Raw genomic sequence first — 15,268 nt, forward strand, 5'->3', positions numbered from 1 at the left:
TGCAGAGCAAGACGCCTATGCAGGCTATGAGTGGGTGGTATGATTCACACCCTCATTTGTTCCATCGGCGGCCTTATGATCGTCCGGGACTCGACAATTAAAGACATTTTTTTAAGACAGGAGGAGGAAACGGCGGAAAAAGCGGAACGCCCGATCCGCGCCTTTGCGGAACCGGCGGATGTGTTGCATTGCGCCACGTTGTTTTGGTGCGATGCGCCATACCCGGGCGTTCTACTGTGCCCAGGCATGGTGCGGGCCACCGCCCGGCGGCTACACTTCTCGGCCTGACACCCTCCGAAAGGCCGCCGTCGTGGGTTCATCGCTGCCATCCCGCCTGATTTCCCCGTTTTTCGTCCTGATCTGGAGCACCGGTTTCGTCGTCGCCCGCTACGGCCTGCCCTACGCCGAACCCCTGACTTTCCTGTCGATGCGCTTCGCCGGCGTGCTGATGGTGCTGGCGCCGTTCAGCGTCGGCATCGCCTGGCCGGGCCGGCGGCAGGGCGTCCACATGGCGGTGGCCGGCGTGCTGCTGCAGGCCGGTTACCTGGGAGGCGTCTGGATCGCCATCCACCTGGGCATGGGGGCGGGCCTGGCGGCGCTGGTGGTGGGGCTGCAGCCGCTGCTGACCGCGGTGGCCGGACGCTGGATGGGCGAGCCTCCTTCCGCGCGGCAGTGGGCCGGGCTGGTCCTGGGGTTCGTGGGCGTGGCCCTGGTCGTGGGGAACCGTATCGGCACGATGGGCCTGACCTGGCAGGCCCTGGCCTTTGCCGTGGCGGCGCTGCTGTCCATCACGGCGGGCACCGTTTATCAGAGACGCTTCTGTCCCGGGGTGGACCTGCGGGCCGGGCTGCTGCTGCAGTTCGGTGCTTCGCTGATCGTCGTGCTGCCGGCGGCGTGGATGTTCGAGACCATGGCGGTGCAGTGGACATGGCCGCTGGCGGGCGCCTGGGCATGGTCGGTCTTCGCCTTGTCGATAGGCGCCATCTGCCTGCTGTTCCTGTTGATCCGGCGCGGGGCGGCCACGCGCGTGGCCAGCCTGATGTATCTGACTCCGGCGGTGACGGCGCTGATGGCCTGGGCCGCCTTCGACGAGCCGCTGACCGCGACCATGGTCGCGGGCATGGCGCTGTCGGCGTTCGCGGTGGCCTGGGCTCAGGGGAAACGATAGGCGAAACCGTCACGGCTTCGTGGTTTCCATCCCTTAAACTCGTCTCACCGCCGCGGGAGTTGTCGGCTCGCGGCGCAACTATTTAACGAGGCAGGAGATAAAAGAATGGCTATCCACAAGAAAGCTGTGTCCGCGACGATCGGGGCCGCGGCCCTGGCCAGCGCGGCCGTCCTCGCACCTACGCAGGCGATGGCGCAGGGCTATCCCACTCGACCGGTCACGATGATCGTCCCGTTTGCCGCCGGCGGTCCCACCGACGTGGTGGCGCGCTCGCTGGCCGAGGCCATGCGCAAGTCGCTGGGCCAGACCGTGGTGGTCGAGAACGTCGGCGGTGCCGGCGGCACCATCGGTACCGCCCGCGTGGCCAAGGCGCCGAACGACGGCTATACCGTGCTGCTCATGCACATCGGCTTCTCGACCGCGCCCGCGCTGTACCGCAAGCTGAGCTACGACCAGGCCCATGACTTCCAGCCCATCGGGCTGACCGTCGACGTGCCGATGACGCTGATCGCGCGCGAAAACTTCCCGGCCGCCAACATCAAGGAATTCCTGACCTATGTGAAGGCCAACGCCGGCAAGCTGTCGATGGCCAATGCCGGCATCGGCTCGGCCTCGCACCTGTGCGGCCTGATGTTCATGAGCACGATAGGCTCGGAATTCCAGACCATTCCCTACAAGGGTACCGCGCCGGCCATGAACGACCTGCTGGGCAAGCAGGTGGACTTCATGTGCGACCAGACCACCAACACCACCGGGCAGATCAAGGCCGGCAAGGTCAAGGCCTACGCCGTCACCAGCAAGACCCGCGTGCCCAGCCTGCCTGACCTGCCCACGCTGGACGAGTCGGGCCTGAAGGACTTCTCGGTGGGCATCTGGCACGGCCTGTGGGCGCCCAAGGGCACCTCGCCCGAGATCGTCGCCAAGCTCCAGGCCTCGCTGCAGGCCGGCCTGGACGATCCCGCGTTCAAGCAGCGCATGACCGAACTGGGGGCCATCGTGCTGAACGACAAGGCCACGCCGGCGGCGCTCGACACGCTGGTGAAGTCCGAGACCGCCAAGTGGGGCGCGGTCATCAAAAAGGCCGGCGTCTACGCCGACTGACCTCGCCGTTTGCCGGGTGCGGGGGGCGGCTGTCCTGGGGATGCCGCCCCCCTCGTTGCATTTTTTGTAATTTTTGCCGTGGCATTTAAATAACGACTTAAAAAGTGCGCGCTAAGTCGTTCATTTAATGGAGATTTTTATCCAAAAATCTGATATGCTGCGGCGCCTGGGCTGAGTCGTTACCGGAGGAAACATGGCGCGCATCAGAAAGAGCATTCTGTCGGTTTCATTGATGTGCGCGCTAACCGCCGGGCTGGTCCTGCCCGCGGCTGCTCCCGTTGCCTACGCGGCCACCACCACGACGTCCAAGAGCGCCAAGGCGAAGCCGGCGAAAAAAGCCACCGCGACCAAGACCAAGTCCGCCAAGGCGTCCAGAACGGCTTCCGTTCCCGCCAAGAAAAAGCGCGTCGCCAAGGCCGCCCCCAGGAAGGCGGTCGCCTCGGCCGGCATCCGGCACGCTTCCTATGCGCCTTCCGCCCCGCTCGAGGATGCCGATGGCAATCTGTCGCTGCGTTCCAGCGTGGCCTTCGTGCAGGACCTGAATTCCTCGGACGTGCTGTTCGCCAAGAACGAGGGCGCGGTGGCGCCCATCGCCTCCATCACCAAGCTGATGACCGCGCTGGTCGTGGTCGACGCCGGCCTGCCGCTGGACGAGATGATCGAGGTCACCACCGACGACATCGATACGCACAAGTTCACGCATTCCCGCCTGTCGGTCGGTACGCGCCTGTCGCGTGCCGACATGCTGCACCTGGCGCTGATGTCTTCCGAGAACCGCGCCGCCAACGCGCTGGGGCGCAACTACCCCGGCGGCCTGCCGGCGTTCGTGCAGGCCATGAACGCCAAGGCCGCGGCACTGGGCATGCACGATACGCACTACGTCGAGCCTACCGGCCTGTCGAGCGAGAACGTCTCCAGCGCCCGCGATCTCGTGCGCCTGATGCGCGAAGGTTCACAACGCCCGCTGATCCGCCAGTACACGACCGATACCGAATATTCCGTCGATATCGGCGGCCGGCACCAGACCTTCCGCAACACGAATCGCCTGGTGGCCCGTTCCGACTGGAACATCATCGTGTCCAAGACCGGTTTCATCAACGAAGCCGGACGCTGCCTGGTCATGCTGGCCAATATCGGCGGCCGCGACATGGCCATCGTGCTGCTGGATTCGGTCGGCTCGCTCACGCGCACCGCCGACGCCCAGCGCATCCGCCAGTGGGTCCAGCGCGAGATCGGCTCGCTGTAGGCCACCCCGCCTTCCGGCCATGACGACGCCGCGCTTGCGCGGCGTTTTGTCTTTCCGGCGGCTTCAGGGCGCGTCGGGCGGGAATCTTTCCTCGTACAGGGCCCGCAGCCAATCGATGAACACCCGCACCCGCGGGGACAATTGGCGGTGCGAGGGGTAGAGCACCGACAGCGGCAGGCCCGGGCTGCGCCATCCGGGCAGCACTTCCACCAGCCGCCCGTCGCGCAGTTCGTCCTGGACGTGGAAGCGCGGCAACTGGATCAGCCCGCAGCCCCGCAGTGCGCAAGTCACGTAATTCTCGGCATCGTTCACCGACATCCAGCCACCCAGCGCATAGCTGCGGACCTGGCCGTCGACCACCAGCTCCAGCGGATAGTCGGACGTGCCCTGGCTGGCGAAAAAGCGTACGACCTGGTGCCCCGCCAGATCGTCGGGATGGCCAGGCGTGCCGAAGCGGGCCAGGTATCCGGGGCTCGCGCAGAGGACCTGGGGCATGACCGCCAGCGGACGTGCCACCAGGGACGAGTCGCGCGGATGGCCAGCCCGTATCACGCAATCGACGCCTTCGCGTACCAGGTCGACCAGCCTGTCGCCGCTGCTGACGACGAGGTCGATGCCCGGATAGCGGTCGTGGAACCGGTCTATGCTGGGCAGGACGATCCGGGTCGCGTGCGTGCCGTGCATGTCCACGCGCAGGACGCCGCGCGGATTCGACGCCACATGCTGCAGCGAGGATTCGGCCTCGTCCAGCTCGCTCAGCACGTGTACGCAGCGTTCGTAGAAGGCCTGTCCGTCCAGCGTCGGGCGGACATGGCGCGTAGTGCGCTCGAGCAGGCGTGTCGCCAGCCTGGCCTCGAGCTCCTTGATGGCGTGGGTGGCGGTAGCCCGGGGGATGTCCAGCGCCATCGCGGCCCGGCTGAAGCTGCCCAGTTCCACGATGCGGGTGAACAATTGGAGCGATTCGAAGCGGTCCACGGGGATTGTTGTCTGTCATTGAATTGAGATACCAATTTAGCAGGGTTTATCTCAACAACATAAACAAGAAGAATGCTCGCCATCCTTTCTTCTTTCCAGGATTCAGCATGAGCACGGACATCACGAAGGCCGCCATCGTCACCGGGGGATCGCGGGGCATCGGGCAGGCCATTTCTCGCCGGCTGGCGGCCGACGGCTATGCGGTGGTCGTCAACTACGCGGGCAATGCCGCCAAGGCCGGGGAAACCGTGGCCGCGATCGAGGCCGCCGGGGGCCGGGCGCTGGCGGTCCAGGGCGACGTGGGCCGCGAGGACGACGTGGCCGCGCTGTTCGCCAGGGCGCGGCAGGCCTATGGCCGGATCGACGTGGTGGTCAATAGCGCGGGCGTCATGCCGATGGTGCCTGTCGCCCCGGACAGCCTGGCCGACTTCGATCAGGTGATCGCCACGAACCTGCGCGGCGCCTTCCTCGTCCTGGCACAAGCCGCCGCGAGCATGGGCGAGGGCGGGCGGATCATCGCGCTTTCCACCAGCGTCATCGCGCGCGCCTTCCCGTCCTACGGCCCCTACATCGCTTCCAAGGCGGGGGTCGAGGGACTGGTGCGGGTGCTGGCGAACGAACTGCGCGGACGAGGCGTGACCGTCAACGCCGTCGCGCCCGGGCCGGTCGGCACCGAGCTGTTCTTCAATGGCAAGACGGCCGAGCAGATCGACCAGATCGCGCGGCTGGCGCCGTTGGAGCGCCTGGGCACGCCGGAGGAGATCGCCGCCGCGGTGTCATTTCTGGCGGGCCCGGACGGCGGTTGGGTCAACGGACAGGTATTGCGGGTCAACGGCGGCTTCGCCTGAGGCGGACCGGGCCGACGCCCGCGCGGGGTCAGGCCGCCGATACCGCGTGCGACGGTTCGTAGCCCAGGGCTTCGGAGATCTGGCTGGCGGTATCCACCAGCGCGTCGATCCAGCCGTCCTGCATGCGGTCGGCCGGCGCCGAGATCGACAGGCCGGCAATCAGCTTGCCCGTGTCGTCGTGGATCCCGGCAGCGATGCAGCGCACGCCCATTTCCAGTTCTTCATTGTCGCGGGCATAGCCCTTCGCGCGCACCTGGTCCAGCTCGCGCTCGAGCTTGGCCAGGTCGGTCAGGCTGTTGGAGGTGTGGCCTTGCAGGCCCGTGCGCAGCGCATAGGCGCGGATCAGGCGGGCATCGTCGGCCGACAGGAACAGCTTGCCCGTGGAGGTCAGGTGCAGCGGGGCGCGGCCGCCGATGGCGCGCACCACCTGCATGCCCGAACGTTCGCTGTAGGCGCGATCGATGTAGACGATCTCGTCTCCCTGGCGCACGGAAAGATTGACGGTCTGGCCCGTCAGGCGATGCAGCATGCGCATGGGCGTGATGGCGGCGTCGCGCACGTTCAGCCGGCCCTTGACCAGGTGGCCCAGCTCCAGCAGCCGCATGCCCAGGCTGTACATGCCGCTGTCGACGCGGTCGACGTAGCGGCCGGCGACTAGGTCGTTCAGGATGCGGTGGGCGGTGGAAGGGTGCAGGCCGGTGGCCTGGGCCAGCTCTTTCAGGCTGACCGGATCGGGGTGCCGGGCCAGGGCGTCGAGCAGGTGCATGGTGCGTTCGAGCACCTGGATGGCGATCTGCGGCGCGGGGGCCGCGGACGGGGCGATCATGGCCGCGTCGGGGGTCGTGACTCTTGGCATTGTCGTGGTGAGTCTCTACGCGATGAAGCTAGTTTATCCCATATGGTGAAATTTCATAGCTTTATTACACCGCAGATGGGTGGCCTTTCTGCGTTGCAGCAGGCCATTTCTTATTGGGTCAGTATAACGCCTGTGCACAGAATTTCCGCGACGCAGCATCCCCGTTGTCATACAAGGCACACGGGGATATCCCCAGTGCCTAGCTCCGAAGCCGCGAGACGGCCGACAGGCATTCCCCGACCAGCGCGGGGCCGCGATAGATGAGACCGGTGTAGAGCTGGACCGCGTCCGCGCCCGCCGCGATCTTCTCGGCCGCGTGGCGGCCTTCCAGGATGCCCCCCACGCCGACGATGGCAAGCGCGTTGCCGGCCTGGCGCCGCAGGCGTTCGACCACCCGCAGCGACATTTCCCGTACCGGCGTGCCGGACAGACCGCCGGCCTCGCCCGCATGAGGCAAGCCGCGGACGGCATCGCGCGACAGCGTGGTGTTGGTGGCGATGACGCCGTCGATGCCATGGCGCGGCAGCAGGTCGGCGATGGCATCGATCTGGCTCTCGTCCAGGTCCGGCGCGATCTTGACCGCCAGCGGCACGCGGCGGCCGTGCCGGGCCGCCAGGGTGTCCCGCGCCTGGTCGAGCTGGCGCAGCAGGACGGACAGTTCGTCGGCGCCTTGCAGGCTGCGCAGGTTCTGGGTGTTGGGCGATGAGATGTTGATGGTGACGTAGTCGGCGTGGGGATAGACCGCCTCGAGCCCGGCCAGGTAGTCGTCGGCCGCCTTGTCGATGGGCGTGTCGGCGTTCTTGCCTATGTTCAGCCCCAGGATGCCGCCGCGCGCCCGGTAGCCGCTGCGCTGGACGTTGGCCAGGAACACGGCCAGCCCGTCGTTGTTGAAGCCCATGCGGTTGATCAGCGCCTCGGCGCGGGGCAGGCGGAACAGGCGGGGCAGCGGGTTGCCGGGCTGCGGCCGGGGCGTGACCGTGCCGATTTCCATGAAGCCGAAGCCCAGGCTGCCCAGCGCGTCGATGTGCCCGCCGTTCTTGTCCAGGCCGGCGGCCAGGCCGACCGCGTTGGGCAGCGTCAGGCCCATGAGGGCGACCGGACGGTCCGGGGCGCGGGAGGGGCGTGTCCATCCCATGTCGTACACGCGCTGCAGCGTGGACAGGGTCAGGGCATGGGCGGTTTCGGGTTCCAGGGCGAACAGGGCTGGACGCAACAGCGGATAGGCTTGAAAAAACGCGGACATCAGGCGGATGGGGATCAGGAGGTGGAGGACGGCGCATCGTCGGGATGGCCGTGGCGAGAGGAGGCGTGCAGGCGGCTGGTATCGATGACGGCCGGCCCGGCTGGCCTGGCGGCCGGCGGGCCGGCGTATTCGCGCCATTCGCCGTTGACCAGCATTTCCAGGGGCCGGAAGTTCACCTTGTAGGCCATCTTCGGGCTTTGTTCTATCCAGTATCCCAGATAGAGATGGGGCAGTTCCAGCAGCCGGCATTGCTCGAGCTGCCAGAGTATGTTCCAGGTACCGAGGCTGCCCTTCATGTCGGGGTCGAAAAAGGTGTAGACCGACGACAGGCCGTCGGACAGCACGTCCATGATGGACACCATGCGCAGTTGTCCCTGCCGGTCGCGGAACTCGACCAGGCGCGTGTTGACGCGGCTCTGGAGCAGGAATTGCGCGTATTGCTCGCGGCTGTCCTGGTCCATGCCGCCGCCGCGGTGCCGGGTCGACTGGTAGCGCTGATAGAGCGAGTAGTGCTCGGACGAATAGGCCAGTTCGGCCACGAACACCTGCAGATCGGCATGACGCTTCCAGGTGCGGGACTGGGTGCGGTTGGGCCGGAAGCGGTTCACCGGCACCCGCACCGGCACACAGGCGCGGCAGCCGTCGCAGTGGGGCCGGTAGGTGAATACGCCGCTGCGGCGAAATCCCATGCGCACCAGTTCGGAATAGACGTCGGCGTTGATCAGGTGGCTGGGCGTGGCCACTTGCGAGCGCGCCATCCGGTCTCCCAGGTAGCTGCACGGGTAGGGAGCGGTCGCATAGAACTGCAGCGCGGCGAAGGGGAGTTCTCGAAGGTGGGTCATGCGCGGTTCAGCCGGGGTCGGCCGCAGCGTGGGGCGCGTCCAGGTCGACGATCTCGCCGTCGTGGCGCAGCCTGCCCGAGCGCCACGGAAGCTCGGGCATCCGGGTGAATTTTACAATCAGGCGCTCGAATTCCGCGCGGGCAATCGTGGCGCCACCCAGCGAGGCCAGATGGCGCGTGTCCTGCTGGCAGTCGATCATCTCCACGCCATGGCGACGCAAGAAACGCACCAGGTAGGCCAGCGCGATCTTGGATCCGTCGGCCACCCGGGTGAACATGGATTCCCCATAGAACATCCGGCCCAGGCAGACGCCGTACAGCCCGCCGGCAAGTTCGCCGTCGATCCAGGTTTCCACCGAATGCACCTGGCCTTGCCGGTGCCACAGCCGGTAGGCCCGCTGCATGGGCAGCGTGATCCAGGTGGCCGGACGCTCGTCGCTGCGTGGCGCCGCGCAGGCACGCATGACGTCGTCGAAAGCCGTGTCGACCCTGACCTCGATGGCGGGATCGCGTTCGACCTGCCGCAGCTTCTTGCGCAGCGAATGCGAGGGCGAGAAGCGGTCGGTGAACAGCACCATGCGGGGGTCCGGGCTCCACCACAGGATGGGCTCGCCCGGCAGGTACCAGGGGAAGATGCCGTGCGCGTACGCGGCGCGCAGCCGTTCGATGGACAGGTCGGCCCCCACGGCCAGCAGGCCCGGGGGATCCTCGAGCGCCTGCTCGAGCGGCGGGAAGGGCGTGTCCGGCTCCAGCAGGGCCGGCATGCGCGGGCGCGAGGGACTCAAGGGGCGGGCGTGGAGAACGCGGGAACCGGCTCGGGACCGCGCAGCAGGGTGTCGCTGTGGATCTGGAACGTGCCGCGCGCCCGGTCGGCGAAGAACAGCCTGAGCGCGGTGGAGACCGAACGGAAGGCCAGGTCGTCCCAGGGAATCTCGTCCTCGTCGAACAATCGGGCTTCCAGGCTTTCGGGGCCCGGCTCGAACTCGACGTCGGTCAGGCGCGCAAGATAGAAGATGTGGACCTGGTCCACGTGCGGAATGTCCAGCACGGCGAACAGCGGCCCCATCTCGATGCGGGCGCCGGCCTCTTCCTGGGTCTCGCGGGCCGCGCCCTGGGCCGTGGTCTCGCCCAGCTCCATGAAGCCGGCGGGCAGGGTCCAGTAGCCATGGCGCGGCTCGATTGCCCGGCGGCACAGCAGCACCTGCTTTTCCCAGACGGGAATGGTCCCGAGCACCATGCGGGGATTCTGGTAGTGGATCGCGCCGCAGTGGTCGCAGAGATCGCGTTCGCGGTTGTCGTCGTCGGGAACGCGGCGGGTCAGCAGGTTGCCGCATTGCGAGCAGTAGCGCTGGGAGCGCGGAGCCGGGAAATACGTGAGGGCGCGTTCGGAAGCGGTCATGGCGTGTCCAGGGGGCGGAAGCGGCGCTGCGCCCCGGCGGTTGCGGAGATCCGGGAGGTCCGTCAAGTATACGAGAGGTCGCCGGGCGAAGCGGGCTGGCGTTCGCAGCCCACCTCGTAGACCACCGAGCGGAAGAACTGGTTCGCCGGATCGCCGGCCACGCGCGAGTGCCAGTACTGGTGCACGTCGATGGACGGAATGCGCAGCGGCAGCCGCACTTTCTTGATCGGCGCGATAGGCTGGAACAGGTGGTAGACCTCGTCCGGAATGATGGCGATCAGGTCGCTGGCGGCCACGATGAAAGGAATCGCGGCCACGTGTTCGGTGGTGAGCCGCACCTGGCTCTGCGCGCCGTGCTTGCGCAACTGGTCGTTGATCCAGGCGAAGGTGATGGGCACGGACGGCGACTGGACCTGCGGCGTGCGGCCGAATTCGCGCAGGGTCATCGTATCGCCGATGCGCGGATGGTCGCGGCGCGCCACGCAGACGTAGGCGCGGCGATAGAGATGCTGGCGCAGCAGGGCGTCGTGCGGTCGCGGGACGTGTCCGGCGACGACGTCCAGTTCGCCCGATTCCAGCGCGGCGGCCATGGTGTCGGCCGAGACCTGCGTGGGGGCGAGGCGGGCGTGCGGGGCGACCTCGGCCAGGCGCTTCATCAGCTTGGGCACCAGCACGATGGCGCCGATCTCGTTGACGCCGATGCGGAACTCCCGGTTGGTCTGGGCGGGATCGAAACGCGCCAGCCCGGCGATCTCGGTTTCCACGATGCGCAGCACCCGCGAGGCCGGCTCGGCCAGCCGCTGGGCGAACGGCGTGGGCGCCATGCGGTTGCCCACGCGGACGAACAGCGGATCGGCGAAACGCTTGCGCATGCGGTCGAGGTGGTAGCTGAGCGCCGACTGGGTCAGCCCCAGGCGCCGGGCGGCGCGGGTGACGGTGCCGTCCTCGATCAGTGCCAGCACCGCCCGCAAATCGGCGATCTGCGGGTCCTGGTTATCTGAATTGTTCATAACCTATATCAAGGTAATGATCTTTCCAGAGCATCGCCGAATGCCTAAGCTGCTGTCAATTCAAGAACACAGGAAGGAGACGGCATGGCGGGCGAGACGCTGCTGGAGACCGACGTGCTGGTGATCGGGGCGGGCCCCGTTGGGCTTGCGCTGGCCATCGAGCTGGGCATGCAGGGGCGGCGCTGCCTGGTGGTGGAGCAGCACGACCGGGTGGGACTCGCGCCCCGCGCCAAGACGACCAACGTGCGTTCGCGCGAGCTGATGCGGCGCTGGGGCGTGGCGGGCAAGCTGGCGCAGGCGGCCCCCTTCGGTGTCGACTATCCGTCCAACGTGGTGTTCGCGACCAGGCTGGCCGGCCGGGAACTGGCGCGGTTCACCAACGCGTTCTATTGCTCGCCCAGGCGCGACGAGCGCTTTCCCGAGCACGCGCAGTGGGTGCCCCAATACAAGGTGGAAGAGGTGCTGCGCGACCACGCGCAGAGCCTGCCGGGCGTGCAGGTGCGCTTTTCGACCCGGCTGGAGGATTTTTCGCAGTCGGCGCAGGGGGTCGAGGCCGTGCTGGCAGGACCGGATGGACCGCTGCGCGTGCGGGCCGCGTACATGGCCGGCGCGGATGGCGCCCGCAGCACCGTGCGCGCCCGGCTGGACATCCGGATGGAGGGGGTCTCGCCGCTCTCGCATCACCGCAACATCATCTTCCACGCCCCGGGCCTGGCCGGCATGCACGGGCTGGGGCCGGCGGTCATGTACTGGCTCGTCAATCCGGAGGCGCCGGCGGTCGTCGCGCCGCTGGACGCCAACGACATGTGGACCTTCGGCTATGCCCGCCGCGACGGCGAGGAGCCGGCCATCGAAGGCCTGATGCGTGCCGCGCTGGGCCTGGACATCCCGATCGACATCCGCCATCGCGACGAATGGACCGCGCATCGCCTGACCGCCACGCGCTATCGCGACGGCAGGGTGTTCCTGGCCGGCGATGCCTGCCACCTGCACCCGCCCTTCGGCGGCCATGGCATGAACATGGGCATCGGCGATGCCGTGGACCTGGGATGGAAGCTGGCGGCGGCGCTGGACGGCTGGGGCGGTCCCGCGCTGCTGGACAGCTACGAAGTGGAACGCCGCCAGGTGCATCGCCGGGTGGTGGACGAGGCCGTGCACAACCTGTCGCACAGCTCGGGCAGCCTGTGGCGCGATGGCCTGGAGGACGACGGGCCGGCGGGGGACGCCGCCCGCCGGGAAGCGGAGCGAGCCATCCTTGCCTCCAAGCGCCAGGAATTCGATTCGCTGGGCGTGGTGCTGGGCAGCCGTTACGAGCAGTCGCCAGTGCTGGCGCACGGACCGGAGGCGGGCGGCGAGGCCTGGGACTCCACACGCTACGTGCAGAGCGCTCGCCCGGGCTGCCGCGCGCCGCATGCCTGGCTGGCGCCGGGCCGGGAGCGCGGGGCGTCGTTGTTCGACCATTTCGCCTTCCGCGGGATGACGCTGCTCGCCACCCGCCCGGCCGCGCGGGACGCGGCCCAGGCGCTGGCCGCGCAGGCGGGCACGGACGTTCCGCTGACGGTGGTCGCGCCTCCCATCGACGGCCTGCGCGAGCTCTATGGCGCCGACCTGGTCCTGATCCGGCCGGACCAGTACGTGGCATGGCGCGGCCACGATCCGCAAGAAGGCGCTATGGCACTGGAACTCGCGGCCGGGCGTGCCGCGGTCCACGCCTGAACCGGCATCGCACCACCACACAAGACAAGACCATCCAGGAGACAGACACATGAACGCATCACGACGCAAATGGATCGCCGCCGGCCTCGCGCTGGCGGCCTGCCTGGCCGGCACGGCCCAAGCGGCCACCTGGCCATCCCGGCCGGTGCGGCTGGTCCTGCCGGCTGCGGCCGGGACGGCGCCCGACATCATGGCCCGGCTCCTGGGCGACAAGCTGTCCAGGATCTGGGGCCAGCCGGTCATCGTCGAGAACAAGCCCGGGGCCGGCGGCCTGGTCGGGCTGGCGGCGGTGAAATCGGCCGAGCGCGACGAGCACATGTTCGTGTTCACCCCCGCTTCGGTACTGACGCTCACGCCCTACATGTACAAGAGCTCGCAGGTCGACATCGTCCGCGACTTCCAGCCGGTGGCCATGGTGGGCATCAGCCCGATGATGGCGGCGGTCAGCGCCTCGTCGCCCGCCAACACGCTGGCCGACGTGCTGGCCATGGCCCGTCGCCAGCCCGACACCTTCGTGGTATCGACCACCTTCCTGTACTCGGTGCCCAACCTGGCGGTGGACATGCTGTCGCGCGCCGCCGGCGTGCCGCTGCGCGCCGTGCCGTTCTCCAGCAGTTCCCAGAGCATATCGGCCGTGGTCGGGGGCGATGCCCAGATGCTGATCGACGGCGTGCCGCCCATCGAGCCCATGATCAAGGGCGGCCGGCTCAAGCCCATCGTGATGTTCTCCGAGGGACGGGTACCCAATCGTCCCGACCTGCCCGCGGCGTCCGAGTCCTATCCCTCGCTGGTCATCAACGGCTGGTTCGCGGTCGTCGCGCCGCAAGGCACGGGCAAGCCGGCCATCGAGCGCGTCAACCGGGACCTGGCCACGGTGCTGGCCGAACGTGACGTGATCGACAAGCTCGACACCCTGGGCGTCTACCCCAAGCCCATGTCGGTGGATGAGTTCGGCAACTACTGGCGGGCCGAGCGCACGCGCTGGGAAAAAGTGCTGCGCGACGTGAACGCCCAGCCGGTGCAGCAATAGGAGGCCGGTGTGAGGACAGGACTGGAAGCGGCCTACATCGGCCTGGACAGCACCGCGCCGGCGGACCTGGGGCGCTACCTGACCGACGTCGTGGGCCTGATGCCCGGCGAACCCGCCGCCGATGGGGCGGCGACCTGGCGCGTCGATGGCAAGGCCCAGCGGGTATGGGTGCGCGAGGGCGCGCGCAACGATGCCGCCTGCATCGCCTTCGAGGCGGTCGATGCGCAGGTATATGACCGCGTGCTGGGGCGCTTGTCGGCCCAGGGGTGGCGCATGCGCGCCGGCACGGCGGACGAGCGCGCGGCCCGGCGCGTGCGGGACCTGACGGTGATCCAGACTCCCTGGGACGTTCCGCTGGAGCTGGTGACGGGGCTGGAGGAGGCGGCAACGCCTTTCGCGAGCCCGCACTTTCCCGAAGGCTTCGTCACGCAGGGGCAGGGCTTCGGCCACTTCGTCTTCGCTGTGGGCGACGCCGGCGAATACGACGCGGCGCGCCGCTTCGCCATCGACGGCCTGGGCCTCGTCCTGTCGGACTGGCTGCGGCTGCCGATGGGGGAGATCGAGATGCACGTCTCCTTCTTCCATTGCAATCCGCGCCACCATTCGCTGGCCATCGCCTACCTGCCGCGGCCCGAAGTCCCGCAGCGCCTGCACCACATCAACTTCGAAGTCGCGCACGTGCGCAGCGTGGGACTGGCCTACGACCGCGCGCTGCGCGCCGGCACGCCGCTCGCCAACACGCTGGGCCAGCACGCCAACGACGGCATGGTCAGTTTCTACAGCCTGGGCCCCGACGGCTGGCGCGTCGAGATCGGCGCCACCGGCCGCACCGTGGGCGAGGACTGGAACGACGTGCGCGAATACGACCGCATCAGCGACTGGGGCCACCTGCCGCCCGACGCACTGGCGCAGGCCCTGGCCGGACCACCTTCTTCTTCCGCTTGAACAAGGAACCCATGAAACTCGTCACTTTCTCCCATCGCGGCAGGACCTCCATCGGCAAGGTCGAGGGCACGCGCGTGATCGACCTCGCGGCCGCCGACCCGGCGCTGCCCGCCACCATGCGTGGCCTGCTCGCCGGCGGGCGCGCGCTGCTGCAACGCGCGCGCGACGTCGATCCCGAACAGGCGCCGGCCTATCCGCTGGCCGACGTCAGGCTGGAGGCGCCCGTGCCCGATCCCGGCAAGTATCTCGCCATCGGCATGAACTACGGCAAGCACGTGATCGAGGCCAAGCGCGCCGGCGTGGACGTGCCCGACAGCCAGGTCTGGTTCAACAAACAGGTCAGCTGCATCAACGGTCCCTACGATCCGGTGCACATGCCGCGCGTCTCGGACAAGCTCGACTACGAAGCCGAACTGGGCGTGGTCATCGGCACCCGCTGCCGCCACGTCCCGGCCGAGCGGGCCCGGGAGGTCATCGCCGGCTACCTCGTGTGCAACGACGTCTCGGTGCGCGACTGGCAGCGGCGCTCGGCCACCATGACCCTGGGCAAGTCGTTCAACACCACCGGCCCCATCGGCCCATGGATCGTCACCGACGACGAAGTGCCCGATCCGCTGGCGCTGACGCTGCGCATGCGGGTCAACGGCGAAGTGCGCCAGGAAGCCCGGACCAGCGAGATGATCTACAGCATCTACGACCAGATCGCCTACCTGTCCACCGTCATGACGCTCGAGCCCGGCGACATCCTGGCCACCGGCACGCCCTCGGGCGTGGGCGCCGCCATGGATCCGCCTTCCTTCCTCAAGATCGGCGACGTGATGCGCGTCGAGATCGACGGCATCGGCCACATCGAAAACCGCGTCGTCCCCGAGCCGGCATAACGCCAGACC

Annotated in this window: 16 protein-coding genes; 9 read left to right on the forward strand and 7 right to left on the reverse strand. The window is 68.1% G+C overall.

All coding sequences use genetic code 11. The features are described from left to right. Positions 1 to 39 precede the first annotated feature (39 nt). The 4 genes from ABD104_RS21500 to pbpG all read left to right on the forward strand — a co-directional run bounded on the left by ABD104_RS21500 (position 40) and on the right by pbpG (position 3,515). On the forward strand, positions 40 to 288 hold the full coding sequence (locus ABD104_RS21500) for a hypothetical protein (protein WP_343928195.1): 249 nt from the start codon (positions 40 to 42) through the stop codon (positions 286 to 288). Between the two features lie 22 nt (positions 289 to 310). Beyond that, the gene (locus ABD104_RS21505; RefSeq protein ID WP_343928178.1) at positions 311 to 1,168 is read left to right on the forward strand and encodes a DMT family transporter; all 858 of its coding nucleotides are present in this window, start codon (positions 311 to 313) and stop codon (positions 1,166 to 1,168) included. A gap of 105 nt (positions 1,169 to 1,273) precedes the next feature. Continuing rightward, complete coding sequence (locus ABD104_RS21510) at positions 1,274 to 2,269, forward strand: tripartite tricarboxylate transporter substrate binding protein BugD (RefSeq protein WP_087839133.1); 996 nt, start codon at positions 1,274 to 1,276, stop codon at positions 2,267 to 2,269. Between the two features lie 193 nt (positions 2,270 to 2,462). Beyond that, a complete protein-coding gene (gene pbpG, locus ABD104_RS21515) occupies positions 2,463 to 3,515 on the forward strand; it encodes a D-alanyl-D-alanine endopeptidase (protein WP_132980428.1) in 1,053 nt (350 codons plus the stop codon). Positions 3,516 to 3,578: 63 nt separating this feature from the next. On the opposite strand, the gene ABD104_RS21520 is transcribed toward pbpG, so the two are convergent. Continuing rightward, positions 3,579 to 4,490, reverse strand: coding sequence for a LysR family transcriptional regulator (locus ABD104_RS21520; RefSeq protein WP_338615592.1), 912 nt, complete (start codon positions 4,488 to 4,490; stop codon positions 3,579 to 3,581). A 107-nt stretch (positions 4,491 to 4,597) separates the two neighbouring features. Between ABD104_RS21520 and ABD104_RS21525 the strand changes: the two genes are divergently transcribed. Next, positions 4,598 to 5,338: an SDR family oxidoreductase gene (locus ABD104_RS21525; RefSeq protein WP_087839135.1), complete on the forward strand. Its 741-nt coding sequence runs from the start codon at positions 4,598 to 4,600 to the stop codon at positions 5,336 to 5,338. 28 nt (positions 5,339 to 5,366) lie between these two features. Here ABD104_RS21525 and ABD104_RS21530 read toward each other — a convergent pair whose 3' ends face one another. From ABD104_RS21530 to ABD104_RS21555, 6 genes are all read right to left on the reverse strand, one after another. Further along, entirely contained in the window at positions 5,367 to 6,194 is an 828-nt protein-coding gene (locus ABD104_RS21530) for an IclR family transcriptional regulator (protein ID WP_087839136.1), read from the reverse strand. A gap of 199 nt (positions 6,195 to 6,393) precedes the next feature. Next, on the reverse strand, positions 6,394 to 7,437 hold the full coding sequence (locus tag ABD104_RS21535; protein ID WP_087839137.1) for a quinone-dependent dihydroorotate dehydrogenase: 1,044 nt from the start codon (positions 7,435 to 7,437) through the stop codon (positions 6,394 to 6,396). A gap of 14 nt (positions 7,438 to 7,451) precedes the next feature. Further along, entirely contained in the window at positions 7,452 to 8,279 is an 828-nt protein-coding gene (locus tag ABD104_RS21540; RefSeq protein ID WP_087839138.1) for an arginyltransferase, read from the reverse strand. 7 nt (positions 8,280 to 8,286) lie between these two features. Next, complete coding sequence (aat, locus tag ABD104_RS21545) at positions 8,287 to 9,042, reverse strand: leucyl/phenylalanyl-tRNA--protein transferase (RefSeq protein ID WP_132980471.1); 756 nt, start codon at positions 9,040 to 9,042, stop codon at positions 8,287 to 8,289. Between the two features lie 17 nt (positions 9,043 to 9,059). Further along, complete coding sequence (locus ABD104_RS21550) at positions 9,060 to 9,677, reverse strand: NUDIX hydrolase (RefSeq protein ID WP_087839140.1); 618 nt, start codon at positions 9,675 to 9,677, stop codon at positions 9,060 to 9,062. A gap of 62 nt (positions 9,678 to 9,739) precedes the next feature. Next, positions 9,740 to 10,687: a LysR family transcriptional regulator gene (locus tag ABD104_RS21555; RefSeq protein WP_087839141.1), complete on the reverse strand. Its 948-nt coding sequence runs from the start codon at positions 10,685 to 10,687 to the stop codon at positions 9,740 to 9,742. Between the two features lie 84 nt (positions 10,688 to 10,771). Here ABD104_RS21555 and ABD104_RS21560 point away from each other — a divergent pair, with 84 nt between their 5' ends. From ABD104_RS21560 to ABD104_RS21575, 4 genes are read left to right on the forward strand one after another with little or no spacing between them, the layout of a single operon-like run. Continuing rightward, positions 10,772 to 12,403 carry an FAD-dependent monooxygenase gene (locus ABD104_RS21560; protein WP_087839142.1) on the forward strand — a complete coding sequence of 544 codons (1,632 nt, stop codon included), beginning with the start codon at positions 10,772 to 10,774 and terminating at the stop codon, positions 12,401 to 12,403. 49 nt (positions 12,404 to 12,452) lie between these two features. Further along, a complete protein-coding gene (locus ABD104_RS21565) occupies positions 12,453 to 13,433 on the forward strand; it encodes a Bug family tripartite tricarboxylate transporter substrate binding protein (RefSeq protein ID WP_087839143.1) in 981 nt (326 codons plus the stop codon). Between the two features lie 9 nt (positions 13,434 to 13,442). After that, the gene (locus tag ABD104_RS21570) at positions 13,443 to 14,378 is read left to right on the forward strand and encodes a VOC family protein (protein WP_087839144.1); all 936 of its coding nucleotides are present in this window, start codon (positions 13,443 to 13,445) and stop codon (positions 14,376 to 14,378) included. 11 nt (positions 14,379 to 14,389) lie between these two features. Beyond that, a complete protein-coding gene (locus ABD104_RS21575) occupies positions 14,390 to 15,259 on the forward strand; it encodes a fumarylacetoacetate hydrolase family protein (RefSeq protein WP_087839145.1) in 870 nt (289 codons plus the stop codon). The last annotated feature ends 9 nt before the right edge of the window (positions 15,260 to 15,268 follow it).

The organism is Pigmentiphaga daeguensis (genome assembly GCF_039523035.1).
Lineage (GTDB): Bacteria > Pseudomonadota > Gammaproteobacteria > Burkholderiales > Burkholderiaceae_B > Pigmentiphaga > Pigmentiphaga daeguensis.